Below are 18,839 nucleotides of genomic sequence, written 5' to 3' on the forward strand. Positions count from 1 at the left end.
CCATCGACGCGTAGCCGCCGGCCAGCACGTGCGCGCGGATCCGGTCCAGGCGGCCGAACTCGATCACCTCACCGGCGATCAGGAACGGCAGCACCAGCTGCCAGGCCTGCACGACGGCCGGACGACGCCGGTGAGGTGCGCGCAGGGCCGCGCGGGCGACTCTCAGAAGGTGCTCGTTCGCGCTCATCGTGTACGGATGTGCCGAGTGGTCCCAGCTCCACCGGCGTTCTTCGGTCACCGCGCACCGCACGCACTCGACCGGTCCGGTACCGAGTTCGGCACCGCACCTCGAACAGGCGAGCAGCGTCATCGCCCAGTCCACGCACGTCCACGGGTACTGGCCGACGTCCGCGGAGGTCACCAGTTCGGCCAGTTCCCGGTCCGCCAGCTGGGACGACGTGCGCAGCGCCTCCCAGTCCGCGAGCCAGAACTGGTCGAGCAGTTCCGCGCAGAAGCCGCAGTCGGGGTAGCCGCGACCTGCGAGTTCGCCGCAGGAAGGGCATGCCGAGACCACGGCGGGACGCTGGCCGCGTCGCGCGCCGGGCGGGAACGGCTGGTGATCAGCCACGAGGAAGAGATTAGGGGCAAACGACGCCCTTGGCAGCCACGGCGCGCTCTGACTATGGTCGGTTCTCGACAACTCAACACAACGCGGGAGCTCGCGCCTGAGCGGGCTGAGAGGGTGACTGGCAGTAGTGCCGGTGTCACCGACCGCCTGAACCTGACCGGGTAATGCCGGCGTAGGGAGGAATGTCGTGACGGCACTTGACGACCGTTCGGTCAAGCCCAGTGTGACCACCGGCCCGATCTCGGGCTCGCGCAAGGTGTATCGGGAAGTCTCCTCTGACATCCGGGTGCCCTACCGCAGGGTCGAGCTGACCAACGGCGAACATGTCGATCTCTACGACACTTCCGGTCCGTATACCGACGACAACGCGACCATCGACGTCCACAGTGGACTCCCTGACCTGAGGTCGGGGTGGATCGCCGCACGGGAACCGATCAACGGAGCTGTCAGCCAGCTCGCGTACGCGAAGGCCGGGATCATCACCCCGGAGATGCGCTACATCGCGGTGCGCGAGAACCTCGACGCGGAGTTCGTCCGCAGCGAGGTGGCCATCGGACGTGCGGTGATTCCGTTGAACCGCAAGCACCCCGAGGCCGAGCCGATGATCATCGGCAAGAAGTTCCTCGTCAAGATCAACGCCAACATCGGCAACTCCGCGGTGTCGTCGTCGATCGAGGACGAGGTCGACAAGATGGTGTGGGCGTCCCGCTGGGGTGCCGACACGATCATGGACCTGTCCACCGGCAAGCGGATCCACGAGACGCGCGAGTGGATCCTGCGCAACTCGCCCGTTCCGATCGGCACCGTGCCGATCTACCAGGCGCTGGAGAAGGTGAACGGCGACCCGGCGGCGCTGTCGTGGGAGGTCTACCGCGACACCGTGATCGAGCAGGCCGAGCAGGGCGTCGACTACATGACGGTCCACGCGGGCGTGCTGCTGCGGTACGTGCCGCTGACGGCCAAGCGCGTCACCGGCATCGTCTCGCGCGGTGGAGCGATCATGGCCGCGTGGTGCCTCGCGCACCACAAGGAGAGCTTCCTCTACACGCACTTCGAGGAGCTCTGCGACATCCTGCGCACCTACGACGTGACGTTCTCGCTGGGTGACGGGCTGCGGCCGGGTTCCATCGCGGACGCCAACGACGAAGCGCAGTTCGCCGAGCTCAGGACCCTGGGCGAGCTCACGCACATCGCGCGCGCTAAGGACGTCCAGGTCATGATCGAGGGCCCCGGCCACGTGCCGATGCACAAGATCGCCGAGAACGTCCGGCTGGAGGAGGAGTGGTGCGGCGAGGCGCCGTTCTACACCCTCGGGCCGCTGGCCACGGACATCGCGCCGGCGTACGACCACATCACGTCCGCGATCGGCGCGGCGCAGATCGGCTGGCTGGGCACCGCGATGCTCTGCTACGTCACGCCGAAGGAGCACCTCGGCCTGCCGAACCGCGACGACGTGAAGACCGGCGTGATCACGTACAAGATCGCGGCGCACTCCGCCGACCTCGCCAAGGGCCACCCCGGCGTCCAGGACTGGGACGACGCACTGTCCAAGGCTCGCTTCGAGTTCCGCTGGGAGGATCAGTTCAACCTGTCGCTCGACCCGGACACCGCGCGCTCGTTCCACGACGAGACGCTCCCCGCGGAACCGGCGAAGACGGCGCACTTCTGCTCGATGTGCGGGCCGAAGTTCTGCTCCATGAAGATCACGCAGGACGTGCGGCGCTACGCCGAGGAACGCGGACTGTCCACAGTGGATGCCATCGAGGCGGGCATGGCGGAGAAGTCCGGCGAGTTCGCGGACACGGGCAACAAGGTCTACCTCCCGGTCGTGGAGACTTCGTGACCGAGCCACCACCCAGGGTCCTCACCATCGCCGGAAGCGATTCCGGCGGTGGTGCGGGTATCCAGGCCGACCTCCGCACGCTCTTCGCGTGCGGAGTGCACGGCTGCGTCGCACTGACGGCCGTGACGGTCCAGAACTCGCTGGGCGTCACGGGAGTCTCGGAGATTCCGGCGGACGTCGTCGCGGCGCAGATCATCTCGGTCGCCGAGGACATCGGCGTGCAGGCCGCTAAGACCGGAATGCTCGCGTCGGCGCGGATCATCGAGGCCATCACCCCGGCGCTGGACCGCGTCGGCATCGGGTCGGGGAAGACGCCGTTCGTCGTCGACCCGGTCTCGGCGTCCATGCACGGCGACCAACTGCTGGCCGACAACGCCTTGGACGCGTTGCGCGGCCTGCTGTTCCCGCGCGCGACGCTGGTGACGCCGAACCTGGACGAGGTGCGGCTGATCACCGGCATCGCGGTGAAGGACCGTGAGGACCAGCGCGTGGCGGCGGAGGCGTTGCACGCTTTGGGGCCGGAGTGGGTGCTCGTGAAGGGCGGCCACATGTGGGACGACCCGGAGTGCCTCGACCTGCTCTACAACGGCAATGAGTTCATCGAACTGCCTGGACCTCGCTACGACACCAGGCACACGCACGGCAGCGGCGACACCTTGGCGTCGTCGATCAGCTCAGCGCTGTCGAAGGGTGCCTCGGTGCCGGAAGCCGTGCGGTTCGGCAAGGAGTTCATCGTGAGGTCGGTGGCCGCGGCCTACCCGCTGGGTGGCGGCGTCGGTCCGGTGTCGCCGTTCTGGAGGCTGGAGGGGTAGCGGGCGCGCCGGTGAACCTCGAAGGCCGCGAACGCCCAGTCCTCGCGGCCTTCGCTCTCACCGGCAGGCTCTTCTTCGTCGGTGAGGAGCAGCGTGTCGGCGACCGCGGCCAGCTCGGCCCAGCACTGCGCGCCCTGCTCCCGCACGACCGCCACGAGTTCGGCGAACGCCCTACCGAGCAGACCTTCGGCCATCAGCTCGTGGAAGCGGGGCAACGCGTCTTCGGGCAGGCCTGCCGCCACGTCCCTCAACTGGGGCTCGGCGCGCTGTCTGCGCTCCTCGCACTCGGCCACGTCCTCGGCCGGCGCGTTGATCTCGGCCTCTCCCAGCACGGCGAGGACGAACATCCCGCGGAAGAGCCATTCGTGGAACGCTTCGTCGCTCGCCCTGCGGTCGTCCCACACCGGGCTCAGGTGCACCAGCACCTTGGCCTTGCCGAGCCCCATGCCCGTGGCATCCGCCATGATCCGCATGGACGCGACCTTGTGCGCCCCGTGCTGCCGAAGCAGGGCGAGCACCCTGTCGTGCCCGGTCCCGTCCGCGAGCCGCGAACGGACCAGGTCCACCAGCTGATCGTGTTCCGAGGACGGCATCATCCCCACAGGAGAGCACGAACGCCCTGCCGGAGCATGAGATTTACTTCGACTCCTCGCCTACCAGCGTCTCCAACGCGTCGAGGGCGTGCACCAGAGCCGAAACGTGCTCCGGTGTCAGCTGTTCGATCCGCCGCTGCAGCTCGCGCACCCGCGCGGACCGCACGCCGGACACCATCGTCTCGCCCTCGGGCGTGGGTGTGGCGAGCCAGGCGCGGCCGTCCTGCGGGTCGGGTTCGCGCTTCACGTAACCGGCTTCCACCAGCGCGGCGACGATGCGGGACAACGTCGGCGGCGCCACGCCCTCCTTGTTCGCCAGGTCGCCGAGGCGCATGGGGCCGCAGCGGGCGAGGGTGGCCAGCGCGGAGACCGCGCCGGGGCCGAGTCCGGGGGAACCGGTGCGTCGCAGCAACCGGGCCAGCCGGCCGATCGCCAGGTACAGGCGCGCGGTCGCGTCCTCGACCTCGGCGTCAATGGGGGCCGTCACGGCTTGTCGTCCTCCTCGGCGGGATTTCAGGTAGTTCTCAATCATCCCCCAACACGTGTGCACCCACGGTAGCGACCTCAGAGTCCCGGCGAAGACGCTTGGGCCCAAAAGCGTTGTGGAATTCGTCCGGCCAGGCGCGCCAGCCGTCCGCCCTCGACCGCACAACGCATGGCGGCGCCCATCCGTTCCGGGTCCTGCGCCCGTGTGACGGCTGTCGCCAGCAGCACCGCTGAGCAGCCGAGTTCCATCGCGAGGGCCGCGTCCGACGCCGTGCCGATGCCCGCGTCGAGCACTACTGGAACAGATGCTCGGGAAGTGATCATCTCGATGTTGTGCGGGTTGCGGATGCCGAGACCCGTACCGATGGGAGAGCCCAACGGCATGACCGTCGCGCAACCGATGTCCTGGAGCTTCAGGGCGAGCACCGGGTCGTCGTTGGTGTACGGCAGGACCACGAAGCCGTCCCGGACCAGTCGTTCGGCCGCGTCGAGCAGCTCGACCGGGTCCGGCAGCAGGGTCTCCTCGTCGTGGACGACCTCCAACTTGACCCAGTTGGTCTCCAGGGCCTCCCGTGCCAGCTGCGCGGTCAGCACGGCCTCGGCGGAGGTGCGGCAGCCCGCGGTGTTCGGCAGGACCTCGATTCCCAGTCGCCGCAACAACTCCAGCACGCCGGTCTGACCGGCTGCGTCGACGCGGCGCATCGCCACGGTCGTGAGCTCGGTGCCGGACGCGACCAGGGCCCGTTCCAGCACGGAGAGGTTCGCGGCACCGCCGGTGCCGGTGATGAGCCTGGACCGGAACTCCCGGCCCGCGATGATCAGCGGATCGTCCACGTCACCCTCCCTGGACCGCGGTCAGCACCTCGACCACGCCGCCATCCGGCACGATCGTCCTGTCCCACAACGCCCTCGGCACCACGGCGCCGTCCAGCGCCACCGCCACGCCCTTCTCGGGTGCTCCCACCAGCGTCACGACCGCGGCCACCGACGTGCCCTCCGCCAAGTCACGGGAAGCCCCGTTCACCTGTGCCTTCACGAACTTCCTCCCTGGAGCAGATCGACGACGAGCCGTGCGGTGTGCGGGGCCAGCAGCAGGCCGTTGCGGTGGTGGCCGGTCGCCGCGATGACATCGGGCTCCAGCCGGCGGACGATCGGGACGTTGTCCGGACTGCCCGCGCGGAACCCGACGGCGGCCTCGGTCAGCGCGTACTCGGCGATGCCCGGCAGCACGGTTTCCGCGTCCCGCAACAGGTCCCGCACGCCCGCGACGGACACGTCGGTGTCGAACCCCGCCTCGTACTGGGTCGCGCCGACGACCAGGCCGTCGTCTCGCGGCACCAGGTACACCGGACGACCCGACACCAGCGCGCGGATCGTGTGACGAGGCGGCGGCAACGCTCCTGACCGATGGGTCAGCCGCAGAATCTCGCCCTTGACCGGCCGGATCACGTCCTTCAACGCGGGATGCAACGAACCACTCCACGCCCCGGCGGCGATCACCGTGACCCGTCCGTCCACTGAGGACACGACGTCGGCGTCCTGACAAGCCTTCCACAGTGCGGAAAGCAGCACGCGGTTGTCGACGGCGAGATCACCCGACGCGTACACGCCGCCCCGCACCGCCGGCCCCAGCGAAGGTTCGAGAGCGCGGATCTCCCGCGAGGTCAGCAACTCCCCCGCGTGGCGCAGATCGGCGAGGTCACCGGGTTGCGTGCCAACCGCCAGCGTCCCCGCCGTGAACAGCGGAACTCCGATCGAGGCGGCGAACGAGGGCCACAGCGCGAGCGCCTCAACACCCTGCGCCACCACGGCTTCCTCGCCGGGCCAGGCCTCGGTCAACGGCGCGAGCATCCCGCCCGCGACCCGCGACCCCGCGTGCGGCGAGCCGTCGTCGAACACGGAGACCGAGAACCCGGCCCGTGCCGCGGCAAGAGCCACGGACAGCCCGATGACACCGCCACCCCGGACGGCCACTTCCACACTGCTCAAGGCATTCACGCTCCCTGCGCCGGCATGACCCGGATCAGGTTCGACGGTCGGAGCGAACCACGCTCCCTCTCAGCCCGGTGTTCTCCAGGCTCCCGTGCGGACCGGCTTCAACATAACGGTTAACGTGCGTACGTGCCAGGACTCGACGGAAACCTGATCAGGCAACGACTCGCCGACGCGACGCTCTACCTCTGCACGCCGGACCGGCCCGATCTGGCCGAGTTCGCGGACGCGGCGCTCGCGGGCGGTGTCGACATCATCCAGTTGCGGGACAAGTCACTGGAGGCGAAGCAGGAGATCGAGGCGATCGAGATCCTCGCCGAGGCCACCGAACGCCACGGCAGACTCCTCGCCGTCAACGACCGCGCGGACATCGCCCACGCCGTCCAAGCCGACGTCCTGCACCTCGGCCAGGACGACCTGCCCGTTCCACTCGCCCGCCGGATCGTCGGCGACGAGGTGGTGATCGGCCGCTCCACCCACGACGTCGACCAGATGACCGCGGCGACGACGGAACCCGGCGTGGACTACTTCTGCACCGGGCCGTGCTGGCCGACCCCGACCAAGCCGGGCCGTCCGGCGCCGGGCCTCGACCTCGTCCGGGCCACGGAATCCGAGCGCCCCTGGTTCGCCATCGGTGGCATCGACCTCACCAACCTCCGCGAAGTGCTCCTGGCGGGAGCCACTCGAGTGGTCGTCGTCCGGGCCATCACCGACGCCGAGGACCCCCGCAAGGCCGCCGAGTCGTTCAAAATTGAACTTACTAGTTGAAATTTGAACAAACAGGCGTACTCTCGATGACGTGAGCGCACCTGTGCTGTACCTGAGCCACGGGGCTCCCCCGCTGGCTGATGACGAGACGTGGACCAGAGAGCTCAAGGACTGGTCCGCCACCCTCCCGCGCCCGGAGGCCGTGCTCATGGTCTCCGCGCACTGGGAGGAGGCGCCGACCACCATCGGCGCGACGACGACCGTGCCGCTGGTCTACGACTTCTGGGGCTTCCCGCAGCGGTACTACGACGTCAAGTACGAGGCGCCGGGCGCACCGGAACTCGCCGCCGACGTCCGCAAGCTCCTCGGCGGCCACGTCGAGCAGGACGAGGCGCGCGGGCTCGACCACGGCGCCTACGTGCCGTTGAAGGAGATGTTCCCGGACGCCGACGTGCCCGTGCTGCAGATGTCGATGCCCACGCTCGACCCGCGTGAGCTGCACGAGATCGGCCGCAAACTGGCACCGCTGCGGGACAAGAACGTCCTGATCGTCGGCAGCGGGTTCATGACCCACAACCTGAGCTGCGTGAACTTCCCGGCCGGACCGGACTACGAGCCGCCGTCGTGGTCGAAGGAGTTCGACGACTGGGCACACCAGCAACTCGCGAACGGCGACGTCGACGCGTTGCTCGACTTCCAGCAGAAGGCGCCGGCCGCCGGGATCGCACATCCGAGGACTGAGCACTTCGCGCCGCTGTTCGTCGCGCTCGGCGCCGCCAGCGACGAGAAGGCCCGCACCAGCGTCGACGGCTTCTGGTACGGACTCTCGAAGCGGTCCGTGCAGTTCAGCTAGCCGCTCCTTCGAGGAACAGCGTGGCCAGCCGCCGCGCGATCGCGGGCGTCCCCGATCGGACGCCCCCGCTCGCCATCAGGAGCAGCACCACGTCGTCGACCGAGAAGTCGGCCCTCAGCCGTCCGGTCGCCTTCGCCCGCCGGATGAGTTCGGTGAGCGAGCGGAACGCCGTCTCGCGCACCGTGGCGAAGTCGATCGCCCTGGGGTAGGCGGTCGTGAACGCCGCCGAGAACCCGCGGTCGAGCACGTGCAGCAGGCACACCTGCTCCACGGTCCGGCAGAACCCCTGCCAGGGATCCGGGTTCGCCAGGCCCTCCTCGATCGCGGCCGCGCAGGCCGCCATCCGCTCCGAGAACGCCTCCACCAGGAGCGCCTCCTTGGTGGGGAACCGGCGGTAGAGGGTCGCCGGACCGACCCCGGCCCGGCGGGCGATCTCGCGCATCGGCACGTCCAGGCCTTCCGAGGCGAAGGCCTCGCGTGCCACGACCAGGATCCGGTCGCGGTTGTCCTGGGCGTCCGCACGCAGGTTCTGAGTCAGATCCACCGTCACCGTCTCAGTTTCGGCTAAGTGGACGCCCTGTTCCACTAATTTCGCCGACATGCGAGCACTTCAGTTCACCCAGTACGGACCCGCTGACCTCCTGCGCGTGGCCGAGGTCGCCGAACCGCACGCGGGTCCCGGTCAGGTCCGCATCGCCGTGCGCGCCTCCGGGGTCACTCCAGGGGACACGTACCTCCGCTCCGGGATGTTCGGCGAGCGGTTGCCGTTGCCGCACGTGCCCGGCGTGGACGCGGCCGGTGTCGTCGACGAGGTCGGCGAGGGGGTGACTGGCGTGCACCAGGGCGACGAGGTGTTCGGCGTGGTCGACCTGGCCCTGCTCGGCGGAGCCAACGCCGAGTTCGCGGTGCTGGCCGCGTGGGCACCGAAGCCGACGGCGCTGAGCTGGGAGCAGGCGGGCGGCGCCGCGGCCAACGTGGAGACCGCCACCAGGGCGCTGGACCTGCTCGGGGTGCGCGACGGCACGACGTTGCTGATCGCGGGCGCGGCGGGCGGCGTCGGCACGGTGGCGATCCAGCTGGCGATCGCGCGGGGCGTGAAGGTGGTCGGCACCGCGGGGCCGGCGACGCAGGACTTCGTCGCCTCGCTGGGCGCGACGCCGGTCGTCTACGGCGAAGGCCTGGCGGACCGGGTGGGCGCGGTCGACGCCGTCCTGCACTGCGCGGGCACGGTGCCCGAACTCATCTCGATCGCGGGCTCACCGGATCGCGTGGTGACGATCGCCGACCTGACCGGCGACCACGGGATCCGGCTGACCCACACCGCGGGCGGTCCCGGCGCCGATCCCCAGGCGCTGCACGGCCTCGCCATCGCGGCGGCACTCGCCGAGCAGGGCGCGTTCACCGTTCCGCTGGCCGAGGTCTTCCCGCTCGATCGAGGCGCCGACGCCCACAGGCTGAGCGAGACCGGCCACGCCCACGGCAAGATCGTGCTCGTCTGAGAACGCGAAAGCGCTGCGACACCGAAGTGCCGCAGCGCTTTCAGACGTAGATCAGATCTAGCCGCGCGTGAGGGTCAAGCCGTAGCGCGACAGGATCGGGTTCACCGGCTGGAAGTACGTGGTGCCGCCGGACGAGCAGTTGCCAGAACCGCCGGACGTCACGCCCTGGGCCTGGCCGAAGCCGGAGCCCGCCACCCACGAACCACCCGAGTCGCCACCCTCGGCACAGGCGTTGGTGCGGGTGAGGCCCCGGACCTGGCCCTGCGGGTAGTTCACGGTCTGGTTGAACGCCTGGACGGTGCCGCAGCGCCATCCGGTCGTGGAACCGGAACGGCAGATCTGCGAGCCGACAGCCGCCTGGGTGGAACCCTTCACGACGACGTTCGAGCCGCTGCGGTTCACCCACGGACGCGGGGTCCAGTTCGCGTTGGTGCGCACCCAGGCGTAGTCGTTGCCGGGGAACACCGAGCCTGCGAACGTGCCCTGTGCGACGCGGTTGGAGCCGGACACGGCAGTGCCCGTGGTGCCGCAGTGGCCGGCGGTGACGTAGCCACCGCTGACGGAGAAGCCGAGTGAGCAGCGGCCGCCGCCCATGTAGATGGCCTCACCACCGCGCAGGTCGTACAGCGGGGTCGGGCTCTCGGTCACCTCGGCGACCTGAACCGCACCGCTGACGGACTTCGCGGTCGCGATCCACTTGTCCGCGGCCGCGTCGCGCACGTTCTTGTTGACCTCGACGACGACGCTGTTCGACTTCTCGTCGACGCGCCAGCTGGTGATCGCCGCAGGGGCGCTCATGAGGTCGAGAACCGACTTGGTCCCGTTGAGCTGGGTGAGCGAGTTCGTGACGACCTGGGTGTCCGCGCCGGTCACGGAGAGTCCCGACTTGGTCACCCCGACCGTCAGTCTGCCGCTCGCCTGGTCGATCCAGGCTCCGCCGAACGCGTCTCCCAGAGACGACTTCGACTGCTCCGCGATTTCGCTCGACCTCTGGTCAGAAGCCAATCGGACGCGTGCCTGGTCAGCGTTCAGGCCCAAATCACGCTGGACCGCTTGGAGCAACTCTGCCGAGTAGCTCTCCGTATCGGAACCGGTTGGGGCGACCGGTGCGGCAGGGGCGCCAAACGCCGGTACGCTGAGAGCAGTCACGACTCCGGTGGCGAGAACAACGGCACCGGTTACACGGGCCGCACTCGTGCGGTTCATCAAGACGTCTCCCTCACTTTCGGGTGCAGGGGAACCCGAGAGATCGGTTGCAGGGACCTCTCTCGGGGGCTCTAGGGGGACGGGTGGTGGGGCGGCGGCAGGGGTCGCCCCACCCCTCCCGTCCTGAGTTGCCTCTCAAATCCGGTGCAGGCGTTGTGCCCTCCACCGACGGCGCCGGGCTCAAGCGGACGTGCCACGAGCCTCATTGCGCCTCCTCCCGGTCTCTTTCGGACCGAATTCCTTCGCCCGTTCGAGTGAAGTTGCGGGCCTCTTGGCTATGACGCCCTGCCTCGAACGTGAACGAAGTGTGTCACAGCTCACGACAGATCAACTGCGGCGCGTAGCCTTTGACAGTTAACTGTCGCTCAAAGTAGTGACGTGATCACCGAATGGGGTCGGTGGTCGGGGAGGGCGCCGAGCTGTCGGTCGGCTGTCGGGATTCTGTCGACGTCGTCGTGGGCGCGGTGGTCGTGGTGCCCTGCGACGACGACGGAACGGGCGTGCTCGGAGGCACGGTCTCGGTGATCGTCTCGGTCTTCGTCGTCTCGGTGTGGGTCTCGGTCTGGGTGCTTGTGGACGGTTTGCCCGGATCGGCGGTGACGGGCTTGCCGGTGACCAGCTGGACGCTCGTCGCGGTGAGCACGGTCACAGCGAAAACAAGCAGGCCGCCGACCGCGATCACCTGCCAGCGCTTCTCGCGTTCCATCGAACGCTGGTAGAACACAGCGCCCAAAGTGGTCACGAGGCTCGCCAGAATCGCACCGACGATGGTGCCGACGAGGTTGAGGCGAAGGCTCAGCACGGCCGCGGTGGCGGCGGCGAGCACACTCGCGATGAGCTTGACGGGGGTGATCTTCTCCTTATCAGACATGACACTTGTAGGACGTTGGGCACAGTTCACCGGTTGTGCCCCGGTGACGTGCATCATCGACGTATGCGCCTGGTGACTCTCGAAGACGTCCACGCGGCCGCCGCCGCGATCGCCCCGCATGTCGTCCACACCCCGTTGCTGCCCTTCGACTCCGGCCTGTGGATCAAGCCCGAGTCGCTGCAGCCGATCGGCGCCTTCAAGCAACGCGGCGCGGTGAACGCGTTGTCCCGCATACCTTCCGAGGACCGGGCGCGCGGTGTCGTGGCGTATTCGAGCGGTAACCACGCGCAAGCGGTCGCCTACGCCGCCAAGATCCTGGGCATGCCGGCCGCGATCGTCGTGCCGAACAACACCCCGCAGATCAAGATCGACGCGACGCTCGCGCACGGCGCCGAGGTGTTCGTCGTCGGCATCACCGAACGCGAGTCGCGCGCCTACGAGCTCGTGGAGGAGCGGAAGGCGACGCTGATCCCGCCGTTCGACCACCCCGACGTGATCGCCGGCCAGGGCACCATCGGCCTGGAGATCTGCGCGGACCTTCCCGACGTGGCAACGGTCCTGGTGCCGGTGAGCGGCGGCGGACTGATCTCCGGCGTCGCGGCGGCGGTGAAGTCGTTGCGCCCCAACGTCCGCGTGATCGGTGTCGAGCCCGAACTGGCCGGCGACACCGCCGCGTCGTTCGCCGCCGGCGAGCTGGTCCGCTGGGACGCGCACGACCGCGCACGCACCGTCGCGGACGGTCTGCGCGCCGAGGCCTCCGAGCTGACGTGGGCGCACATCCGCGAGTACGTCGACGACGTCGTGACGGTCTCCGAGGACGAGATCCGGGACGCGGTGAGGCAGATCGCCCGCCGCACGCGGGTCGTGTCCGAGACGAGCGGTGCGGTGGCCGTCGCCGCGTACCTGAACCGCGATCTGCCGGCCGGTCCGGCCGTCGCGATCGTCTCCGGCGGCAACATCGAGCCCACCCTGCTCGCGTCGATCCTCGGATGATCGCGCTCCCAGAGATCCGTTCGGCGGCGGCGGTCATCGCGCCGCACGTGGTGCGCACGCCGCTGCTGCCGTTCGGTCCTGGCTGGCTCAAACCCGAGAACCTGCAGCCGATCGGCGCCTTCAAACTCAGGGGTGCGCTGAACGCGTTGGCGCGTCTGGAGAACCGCGCCAACGGCGTGGTCGCCTACTCCAGCGGCAACCACGCGCAGGCCGTGGCGTTCGCGGCCCGCCTGCACGGTGTTCCCGCCGCGATCGTGATGCCGGACAACACCCCGGCGGTCAAGATCGAGGCCACGAAGGCGTTGGGGGCCGAGGTCTTCATCGTCGGCATCACCGAACGCGTCGAGCGCGCCGAGGCCCTGGTCGCCGAGCGCGGCGCGGCGCTGATCCCGCCGTTCGACCACCCCGACGTCATCGCAGGTCAGGGCACGATCGGCCTGGAGATCCTCGACGACCTGCCTGGTGTCGAGGCCGTCGTGGTGCCCATGTCCGGCGGCGGGCTGATCTCCGGCGTGGCCACGGCGATCAAGTCGCTGCGCCCGGACGTCCGCGTGATCGGCGCGGAACCCGAGCTGGCGGCCGACATCGCGGAATCCCTCAAAGCGGGCGAACTGGTGCGCTGGGACCCGCTGAAACGGGCTCAGACGTCCGCTGACGCGTTGAGGGACGAGCCCTCGGAACTGACCTGGGCCCACATCAGCAGGTACGTGGACGACGTGATCACGGTGTCGGAAGAAGAGATCCTGAAAGCGGTGACCGACCTGGCCCGCCGGGCGCGACTGATCGCGGAGCCGAGCGGCGCCGTCGCGGTGGCGGCCCAGGCCAGGCTCGGAGGCGGTGTCGCCATCGTGTCCGGCGGCAACGTCGACCCCGCGCTACTGGCGCGCCTTCTCGCCACCTGACCGGATGTGCGTCGGCGGACCTTCCACGCCGCAGTGCAGGCACTCGCCGGGATGCGGGGCTTCGTGCTGCTCAGGCGCCGCGGCCAACACCCGGTTGTCCACGCCGATCGCCAGCAGACCGCCGATGATCGCCGCGCCCGCGCACAGCACGAGGGCCATCTGGAACCCGTCGGTCATGACGACGGGGTTCAGGTAGTCCTCGCCGATCAGGCCGACCGCGGCGGGCAGCACGGCCATCGCGAGCAGGCTGCCGGTGCGGGCCACGGCGTTGTTCACGCCGGACGCGACACCCGCGTGGTGATCAGGGGCGGAAGCGAGCACGGTCGCCGTCACCGGGGCGACCACGATCGCGAGGCCGACGCCGAACAGCACCACGCCGGGCAGCACGCCGGTGACGTACGAGGCGCCGGGAACGGCGTTGCGCAGCAGCAACATGCCGAGGCCGACCAGGATCGGGCCGGCGATCAGCTGCAACCGGGGCCCGTAGCGCTGGGCGAGCCGGCCGGACGTCGAGGACGCCAGCAGCATGATGATCGTGAGCGGCACGCTGGCCAGGCCCGATGCCGTCGGCGAGTAGCCGAGCGAGATCTGCAGTTGCAGCACGAGCAGCACCATCACGCCGCCGAGCGCCGCGTAGACCAGGAACGTGACCACGTTGGACACCAGGAACGTCCGGTCGCGGAACAGCTCCGGCGGCACCAGCGGATCAGCGGACCGCTTCTGGACGAGCCCGAACGCGATCATCGCGGCCAGTCCCGCGGCCGCCAGCACGTACGACTGCTCGACCAGCCCACCCGTCAGCAACGCCAGCCCGACCGCACCGACCAGCGCGGACAGGTAGTTCGGATGCCCGGCCGACTCGTCCTTGGACTCCGGCACGAACCGCAGCGCGAGGAACACGCAGAGCACGGCCACCGGCAAGTTCACCAGGAACGCGAGCCGCCACGACCAGGCCTGCACCAGCAATCCGCCGACGAGCGGCCCGACGGCGGTCGCCACACCGGCCAGCCCGGACCAGGCGCCGATCGCGCGGGAGCGGTCCTCCCGGTTGAACGACGACTGCAGGATCGCGAGCGCCCCAGGCGTGAGCAACGCCGCGCCCACGCCCTGCAGCACCCGTGCCGCGACCAGCACCGGAACGCTCCACGCGGCGCCGCACAGCAGCGACGCGACGCCGAACCAGATCACGCCGATCACGTAGACCCGCCGCCGCCCGAACCTGTCGCCGAGCGAACCGGCGATCAGGATCAGCGAGGCGAGCGCGAGCAGGTACCCGTTCAGAATCCACTGCAGGTCGGTGACCGACGCGCTGAACTCCGCGCCGATCCGGGGCAGCGCCACGTTGACGATCGTCCCGTCGAGCATGGCCATGCCCGAGCCGAGGATCGTCGTCGTCAACACCCAACGGGCTCGTGGCGTGCCCCAGGCGATCAAGACGGCCTGTTCAGCGTGGCGACGAACTTGTAGCGGTCGCCGCGGTAGACCGACCGGACCCACTCGATCGGATTGCCCTCGGTGTCGAACGAGTGCCGCGACAGCAGCAGCATCGGCAGGCCGATGTCGGCGCCGAGCAGCTCTGCCTCCTCAGGCGAGGCGAGCGCGGTCTCGATCGTCTCCTCCGCGTGTCCCATCTCGACGCCGAACCGCTCGGACAGCACCTGGTACAGCGACGCTCCCGGCGCCAGGTACCGGCGCAGCCCGCGGAAGCGGCCCAGCGCGAGGTGCGTCGTCTCGATCGCCATCGGCTCGTTGTCGGCGAGCCTCAAGCGGTGCAGACGCAGGACCTTCGCCCCAGGACGCACGCCCAGGTACCGGGCGAGCTCCGCCTCTGCCGGCATCTCCGAAGCCTCGATCAGCTTCGACGACGGCACGCGACCCTGAGCCCGCATGTCCTCTGTGTACGAAGACAGCTGCAACCTCTGGGCGACTTTGGGTTCCGCCGCAAAGGTGCCCTTGCCCTGCACACGGAGCAGGCGGCCTTCCACCGTCAGCTCGGCGAGCGCCTGGCGAACGGTCGTCCTGGAAACGTCGAACTCCGCGGCCAGCGACCGTTCCGTGGGGATCGGCGAACCGGGCGGCAACGCCCTCAACAGGTCGAGCAGGTGCCGCTTGAGACCCCAGTACTTGGGTTCGCGTTGCGCCCGCGTCCTGGCGTCCACGCCTGATGCAGGCGTCGTCTCCAGCATGGCCTCCTCCTCGCACTCCATGTCAAGCATCACAAGGATGCCTTGTCCGTGTCGATTCGTGCGTCCGAACCCCCGACATCCGCCCCGAAATTCGTCCGATGACTTCGCAACGTCTTGGCAACGCGCTTGACAGACGCGGTGACGCAGCACACGCTGTTCCGCATTGGTCTACACCACTTGGACGTTCCGGCCGAGTGCCGGGCTTGGTGAAAGGGCGCGAATTGTGAAGGGCTGGAGAGGACTCGCTGCTGGTGCCGCCGCACTGGCAGTGGCCGTGTCAGGCTGTGGCACGAGCACGAACAGCGGTAGCACCACGGAGACCAAAGAGATCACCGTGTGGCTCATGGACGGCTCCGCGGCGCCGACCCTGACCGACGCCTTGAACAAGGAGTTCGAGTCAGCGAACGGGATCAAGGTCAAGTACGAGGTCCAGAAGTGGACCGGCATCCAGGAGAAGCTGACCACGGCGCTGGCCAGCAGCACTCCGCCTGACGTCATCGAGCTCGGCAACACCCAGACGGCGAGCTTCGCCGACCAGGGCACGCTGGCCGACGTCACCGCGGACGCCAGTCAGTTCAACGGTGGCGAGTGGCTGGGTGGCCTCAAGGACTCGCTGACGCTGAACGGCAAGCAGTACGGCGTTCCGTTCTACGCCGCGAACCGCACCGTGATCTACCGCACCGACCTGCTGCAGGCCGCCGGCGTGGCGAAGCCGCCGACGTCGCGTGCCGAGTGGATCGACGCGATCAACAAGCTCAAGGCCGCCAACGCGTCCAACCCGGACTTCCAGGCGCTGTACCTGCCTGGCCAGTCCTGGTACTTCCTGCTCTCCCTGATCTGGGACGAGGGCGGCGACATCGCCAAGCAGGACAACGGCAAGTGGACGGGCACCCTCGACACGCCGCAGGCGAAGGCCGGTTTCGAGGCCTACAAGGCCCTCTACGACGCGTCGGCCACCAAGAAGGTCCCGGCTGACATCGACGAGGCGAAGCCCCAGCAGATGGAGGTCTTCGGCACGGGCAACGTGGGCATGATGGTCGGCCTCCCGTGGGAGCTCGGCGGCGCCGTGAAGGCGAAGCCGGACCTGGCGGACAAGACCTCGGCGTTCCCGATCCCGTCCAAGAAGGCCGGTTCGGCCGCGCCGGTGTTCCTCGGTGGCTCGAACCTCGCCATCCCGGCCTCCAGCAAGAACGCCGCGGCCGCCAAGAAGTACCTGGCGCTGCTGTCCTCCAAGAAGTACCAGGACGAGCTCGCCACGGGTGGCGCTGTCCCCGGTACCTCGAAGGACACCTCGAAGCTCGCCAGCAACGCGATCGGCAAGGCCATGGCGGACTCGTCCCCCAACGGCAAGGTCACCCCGGTGACGCCGAAGTGGGCGGCCGTCGAGGCGGGCCAGAACCCGCTGAAGGACGCGCTGACCGCGTACCTCACCGGTGCCAAGTCGCTGGACCAGGCAACGAAGGACGCGAGCGACGCCATCACCAAGGCCATGGCCTAGCCAAGCTGAGATGACGGCCGTCAAAACGACCGAAACGGCAGCGCCGGCAGGGGACATCCCTCCGGCGCTGCCGCCTGCCGCGACGGGTGGGGCGCACAAGCGCCGCCGCCGGGGCAGTGCCTTCGACCGGGCGCTGCCCTACCTGCTGCTCGCTCCCGCTCTCATCGCGATCCTCTGGCTGATCGGCTGGCCGGTCGTCTCCGTCTTCGTGACGAGCTTCCGCCAGCTGAACCTCGGCGAGCTGGTCCGCGGTGAGATCGTGTGGACGGGCATCGACAACTACGTGACGGTGCTCAAGGACGAACGGTTCTGGACCGTCTCCCTGCGGACCGTGGTGTTCACCGTCGCCGTCGTCGGCGCCTCGGTGGGCATGGGCCTCGGGATCGCGCTGCTGATGCGCGTGCTGACGCCGTGGGTGCGCGTCGCCCTGCAGATCGCGATGCTCTGCGCCTGGGCGATGCCGATCCTCGCGTCCACCACGGTGTACCAGTGGATGTTCGACCAGAACTACGGCATCTTGAACAAAACGCTGGTGCAACTGGGTTTCGACTCGTTCGCCGGCTACTCCTGGTTCTCCTCGGGAACCTCCACGCTGTCCGTCGTCGGCCTGCTGATCATCTGGCAGGCGATCCCCTTCCTCGCCTTCTCGCTCTACGCGGGGCTCGTCGGCATTCCTCGTGACCTCTACGAGGCGGCGGGCATCGACGGCGCCACGGGCTGGCAGACGTTCCGCGCGGTGACGTGGCCGGAGATCCGGTCGCTGCTGATGATGGTGACGTTCCTGTCGACGTTGTGGGACTTCAAGGTCTTCGCCCAGATCTGGGTGTTCCGCGAGGGCGGTCCCAGCGGTGAGAGCACGACGCTGCCGGTGCTGCAGTACCTGGAAGGCATCGCGAAGAGCCACTTCGGCGTCGCGGCCGCGATCTCCGTGCTGATGATGGTCATCCTCGGCCTGATCACGTTCCAGTACCTGCGCAAGCTGCTGCAGACGGAGGAGGGCAAGATCTGATGCTCAAGAAGTCTGCTGCGAACGTCACCGGTATCGCGCTGGCGTTGTTCTTCATCTTCCCGACGTACTGGATGGTCACGTCGGCGATGAAGCCCAAGGGCACGACGATCACGTCGGACTACGACCTGATCCCGTTCTCGGTGACGTTCTCGAACTTCGTCACGGCGTGGACCAAGCCGGGCTTCCTGTCCTCGCTCGGAAACAGCCTCCTGGTGACGCTGACCGCGGTCGTCGCCGCGATCGTCATCGGCATCACCGCCGCGGTAGCCATGTCGCGCTTCGCGTTCCGCGGCCGCAAGAGCTTCGTGCTGCTGATGCTGGTCGCGCAGATGGCGCCGTTCGAGGCGTTGCTGATCCCGATGTTCCTGATGATGCGGGACCTCGGGCTCTACGAACACTTCTCGTCGCTGATCCTCGTGTACTTCGCGGTGACGCTGCCGTTCTGCGCGTGGACGTTGCGCGGGTTCGTCAACGGCATCCCGGCGGAGCTCGAAGAGGCCGCGATGGTCGACGGCTGCGGCCGTTGGGGTGCGTTCCAGAAGGTGACGTTGCCTTTGCTGGGACCGGGTCTCGTCGCGACGTCGGTGTTCGCGTTCATCACCGCGTGGAACGAGTTCCTGTTCGCCAAGGTGCTGATCCGCAGCCAGGACAGCGAGACGCTGCCGGTGTGGCTGTCCGGGTTCCAGACCGCGTTCGGCACCGACTGGGGTGGCGCGATGGCCGCGTCCGTCCTGTTCACCGTGCCCGCGCTGGTGTTCTTCCTGATCGTGCAACGCAAGATGGTCGCCGGCGTCACCGCCGGTGCTGTGAAGGGATGACG

Annotated in this window: 20 protein-coding genes and 2 riboswitches; of the genes, 10 read left to right on the plus strand and 10 right to left on the minus strand. The window is 68.8% G+C overall.

Going from position 1 to position 18,839, the window contains the following annotated elements:
- Positions 1-641: 641 nt before the first annotated feature.
- A riboswitch (TPP riboswitch) is annotated at positions 642-766 on the plus strand.
- Both thiC and thiD read left to right on the plus strand, forming a co-directional pair.
- Positions 756-2,411: a phosphomethylpyrimidine synthase ThiC gene (thiC, locus tag OG205_RS30065; protein WP_330271360.1), complete on the plus strand. Its 1,656-nt coding sequence runs from the start codon at positions 756-758 to the stop codon at positions 2,409-2,411. (Overlaps the previous riboswitch by 11 nt.)
- Complete coding sequence (gene thiD / locus OG205_RS30070) at positions 2,408-3,223, plus strand: bifunctional hydroxymethylpyrimidine kinase/phosphomethylpyrimidine kinase (protein WP_330271361.1); 816 nt, start codon at positions 2,408-2,410, stop codon at positions 3,221-3,223. Before thiC ends, thiD begins: the two co-directional genes overlap by 4 nt.
- Here the strand turns inward: thiD and OG205_RS30075 are convergent.
- From OG205_RS30075 to OG205_RS30095, 5 genes are all read right to left on the minus strand, one after another.
- Complete coding sequence (locus OG205_RS30075; RefSeq protein ID WP_330271362.1) at positions 3,166-3,789, minus strand: hypothetical protein; 624 nt, start codon at positions 3,787-3,789, stop codon at positions 3,166-3,168. The two genes, thiD and OG205_RS30075, sit on opposite strands and share 58 nt — an antisense overlap.
- A 70-nt stretch (positions 3,790-3,859) precedes the next feature.
- The gene (locus tag OG205_RS30080; protein ID WP_313887795.1) at positions 3,860-4,303 is read right to left on the minus strand and encodes a MarR family winged helix-turn-helix transcriptional regulator; all 444 of its coding nucleotides are present in this window, start codon (positions 4,301-4,303) and stop codon (positions 3,860-3,862) included.
- A 77-nt stretch (positions 4,304-4,380) separates the two neighbouring features.
- Positions 4,381-5,136 (minus strand): thiazole synthase, encoded by a 756-nt coding sequence (locus OG205_RS30085; RefSeq protein ID WP_330271363.1) that lies wholly within the window; start codon positions 5,134-5,136, stop codon positions 4,381-4,383.
- 1 nt (position 5,137) lies between these two features.
- Positions 5,138-5,338 (minus strand): sulfur carrier protein ThiS, encoded by a 201-nt coding sequence (gene thiS, locus OG205_RS30090; RefSeq protein ID WP_319975882.1) that lies wholly within the window; start codon positions 5,336-5,338, stop codon positions 5,138-5,140.
- Positions 5,335-6,291: an FAD-dependent oxidoreductase gene (locus OG205_RS30095; RefSeq protein WP_442916600.1), complete on the minus strand. Its 957-nt coding sequence runs from the start codon at positions 6,289-6,291 to the stop codon at positions 5,335-5,337. Before OG205_RS30095 ends, thiS begins: the two co-directional genes overlap by 4 nt.
- Positions 6,286-6,397, minus strand: a riboswitch (TPP riboswitch). It overlaps the preceding gene by 6 nt.
- A 26-nt stretch (positions 6,398-6,423) precedes the next feature.
- Here OG205_RS30095 and thiE point away from each other — a divergent pair.
- Together thiE and OG205_RS30105 are read left to right on the plus strand one after the other, a co-directional pair.
- Positions 6,424-7,062 (plus strand): thiamine phosphate synthase, encoded by a 639-nt coding sequence (gene thiE, locus OG205_RS30100; RefSeq protein WP_330271364.1) that lies wholly within the window; start codon positions 6,424-6,426, stop codon positions 7,060-7,062.
- 31 nt (positions 7,063-7,093) lie between these two features.
- Entirely contained in the window at positions 7,094-7,855 is a 762-nt protein-coding gene (locus OG205_RS30105; RefSeq protein ID WP_330271365.1) for a dioxygenase family protein, read from the plus strand.
- Here OG205_RS30105 and OG205_RS30110 read toward each other — a convergent pair.
- The gene (locus tag OG205_RS30110; protein ID WP_330271366.1) at positions 7,848-8,405 is read right to left on the minus strand and encodes a TetR/AcrR family transcriptional regulator; all 558 of its coding nucleotides are present in this window, start codon (positions 8,403-8,405) and stop codon (positions 7,848-7,850) included. The two genes, OG205_RS30105 and OG205_RS30110, sit on opposite strands and share 8 nt — an antisense overlap.
- Before the next feature lie 49 nt (positions 8,406-8,454).
- Between OG205_RS30110 and OG205_RS30115 the strand changes: the two genes are divergently transcribed.
- Positions 8,455-9,354: an NADP-dependent oxidoreductase gene (locus OG205_RS30115; RefSeq protein WP_330271367.1), complete on the plus strand. Its 900-nt coding sequence runs from the start codon at positions 8,455-8,457 to the stop codon at positions 9,352-9,354.
- A 57-nt stretch (positions 9,355-9,411) separates the two neighbouring features.
- Here the strand turns inward: OG205_RS30115 and OG205_RS30120 are convergent, their stop codons facing one another.
- Together OG205_RS30120 and OG205_RS30125 are read right to left on the minus strand one after the other, a co-directional pair.
- Positions 9,412-10,359, minus strand: coding sequence for a S1 family peptidase (locus OG205_RS30120; protein ID WP_330271368.1), 948 nt, complete (start codon positions 10,357-10,359; stop codon positions 9,412-9,414).
- A gap of 583 nt (positions 10,360-10,942) precedes the next feature.
- On the minus strand, positions 10,943-11,431 hold the full coding sequence (locus tag OG205_RS30125; protein ID WP_330271369.1) for a hypothetical protein: 489 nt from the start codon (positions 11,429-11,431) through the stop codon (positions 10,943-10,945).
- Between the two features lie 63 nt (positions 11,432-11,494).
- On the opposite strand from OG205_RS30125, the gene OG205_RS30130 reads away from it, so the two are divergent.
- Entirely contained in the window at positions 11,495-12,424 is a 930-nt protein-coding gene (locus OG205_RS30130; RefSeq protein WP_330271370.1) for a threonine ammonia-lyase, read from the plus strand.
- Positions 12,421-13,326 (plus strand): threonine ammonia-lyase, encoded by a 906-nt coding sequence (locus OG205_RS30135; RefSeq protein WP_330271371.1) that lies wholly within the window; start codon positions 12,421-12,423, stop codon positions 13,324-13,326. The genes OG205_RS30130 and OG205_RS30135 overlap by 4 nt, the downstream gene beginning before the upstream one ends.
- Here OG205_RS30135 and OG205_RS30140 read toward each other — a convergent pair.
- Together OG205_RS30140 and OG205_RS30145 are read right to left on the minus strand one after the other, a co-directional pair.
- Positions 13,300-14,727, minus strand: coding sequence for an MFS transporter (locus OG205_RS30140; protein ID WP_330271372.1), 1,428 nt, complete (start codon positions 14,725-14,727; stop codon positions 13,300-13,302). The genes OG205_RS30135 and OG205_RS30140 overlap by 27 nt on opposite strands.
- Positions 14,728-14,756: 29 nt before the next feature.
- A complete protein-coding gene (locus OG205_RS30145; protein WP_030480591.1) occupies positions 14,757-15,512 on the minus strand; it encodes a GntR family transcriptional regulator in 756 nt (251 codons plus the stop codon).
- Positions 15,513-15,735: 223 nt separating this feature from the next.
- On the opposite strand from OG205_RS30145, the gene OG205_RS30150 reads away from it, so the two are divergent.
- The 3 genes from OG205_RS30150 to OG205_RS30160 are packed head-to-tail and all read left to right on the plus strand — an operon-like array spanning position 15,736 to position 18,837.
- Positions 15,736-17,010 (plus strand): extracellular solute-binding protein, encoded by a 1,275-nt coding sequence (locus OG205_RS30150; RefSeq protein WP_330271373.1) that lies wholly within the window; start codon positions 15,736-15,738, stop codon positions 17,008-17,010.
- Between the two features lie 10 nt (positions 17,011-17,020).
- A complete protein-coding gene (locus tag OG205_RS30155; protein ID WP_330271374.1) occupies positions 17,021-18,019 on the plus strand; it encodes a carbohydrate ABC transporter permease in 999 nt (332 codons plus the stop codon).
- Complete coding sequence (locus OG205_RS30160; RefSeq protein ID WP_330271375.1) at positions 18,019-18,837, plus strand: carbohydrate ABC transporter permease; 819 nt, start codon at positions 18,019-18,021, stop codon at positions 18,835-18,837. The genes OG205_RS30155 and OG205_RS30160 overlap by 1 nt, the downstream gene beginning before the upstream one ends.
- Positions 18,838-18,839: the final 2 nt, after the last annotated feature.

Origin of the sequence: Lentzea sp. NBC_00516 (genome assembly GCF_036346835.1) — a bacterium.
Classification (GTDB): domain Bacteria; phylum Actinomycetota; class Actinomycetes; order Mycobacteriales; family Pseudonocardiaceae; genus Lentzea; species Lentzea sokolovensis.

Excerpts from the sequence above, each read along its gene's own strand:
- OG205_RS30115 (WP_330271367.1), top strand. The coding sequence starts at position 8,455 with ATGCGAGCACTTCAGTTCACCCAGTACGGACCCGCTGACCTCCTGCGC.
- OG205_RS30145 (WP_030480591.1), bottom strand. The coding sequence starts at position 15,512 with ATGCTGGAGACGACGCCTGCATCAGGCGTGGACGCCAGGACGCGGGCG.
- OG205_RS30130 (WP_330271370.1), top strand. The coding sequence starts at position 11,495 with ATGCGCCTGGTGACTCTCGAAGACGTCCACGCGGCCGCCGCCGCGATC.
- OG205_RS30135 (WP_330271371.1), top strand. The coding sequence starts at position 12,421 with ATGATCGCGCTCCCAGAGATCCGTTCGGCGGCGGCGGTCATCGCGCCG.
- OG205_RS30155 (WP_330271374.1), top strand. The coding sequence starts at position 17,021 with ATGACGGCCGTCAAAACGACCGAAACGGCAGCGCCGGCAGGGGACATC.
- OG205_RS30125 (WP_330271369.1), bottom strand. The coding sequence starts at position 11,431 with ATGTCTGATAAGGAGAAGATCACCCCCGTCAAGCTCATCGCGAGTGTG.
- OG205_RS30160 (WP_330271375.1), top strand. The coding sequence starts at position 18,019 with ATGCTCAAGAAGTCTGCTGCGAACGTCACCGGTATCGCGCTGGCGTTG.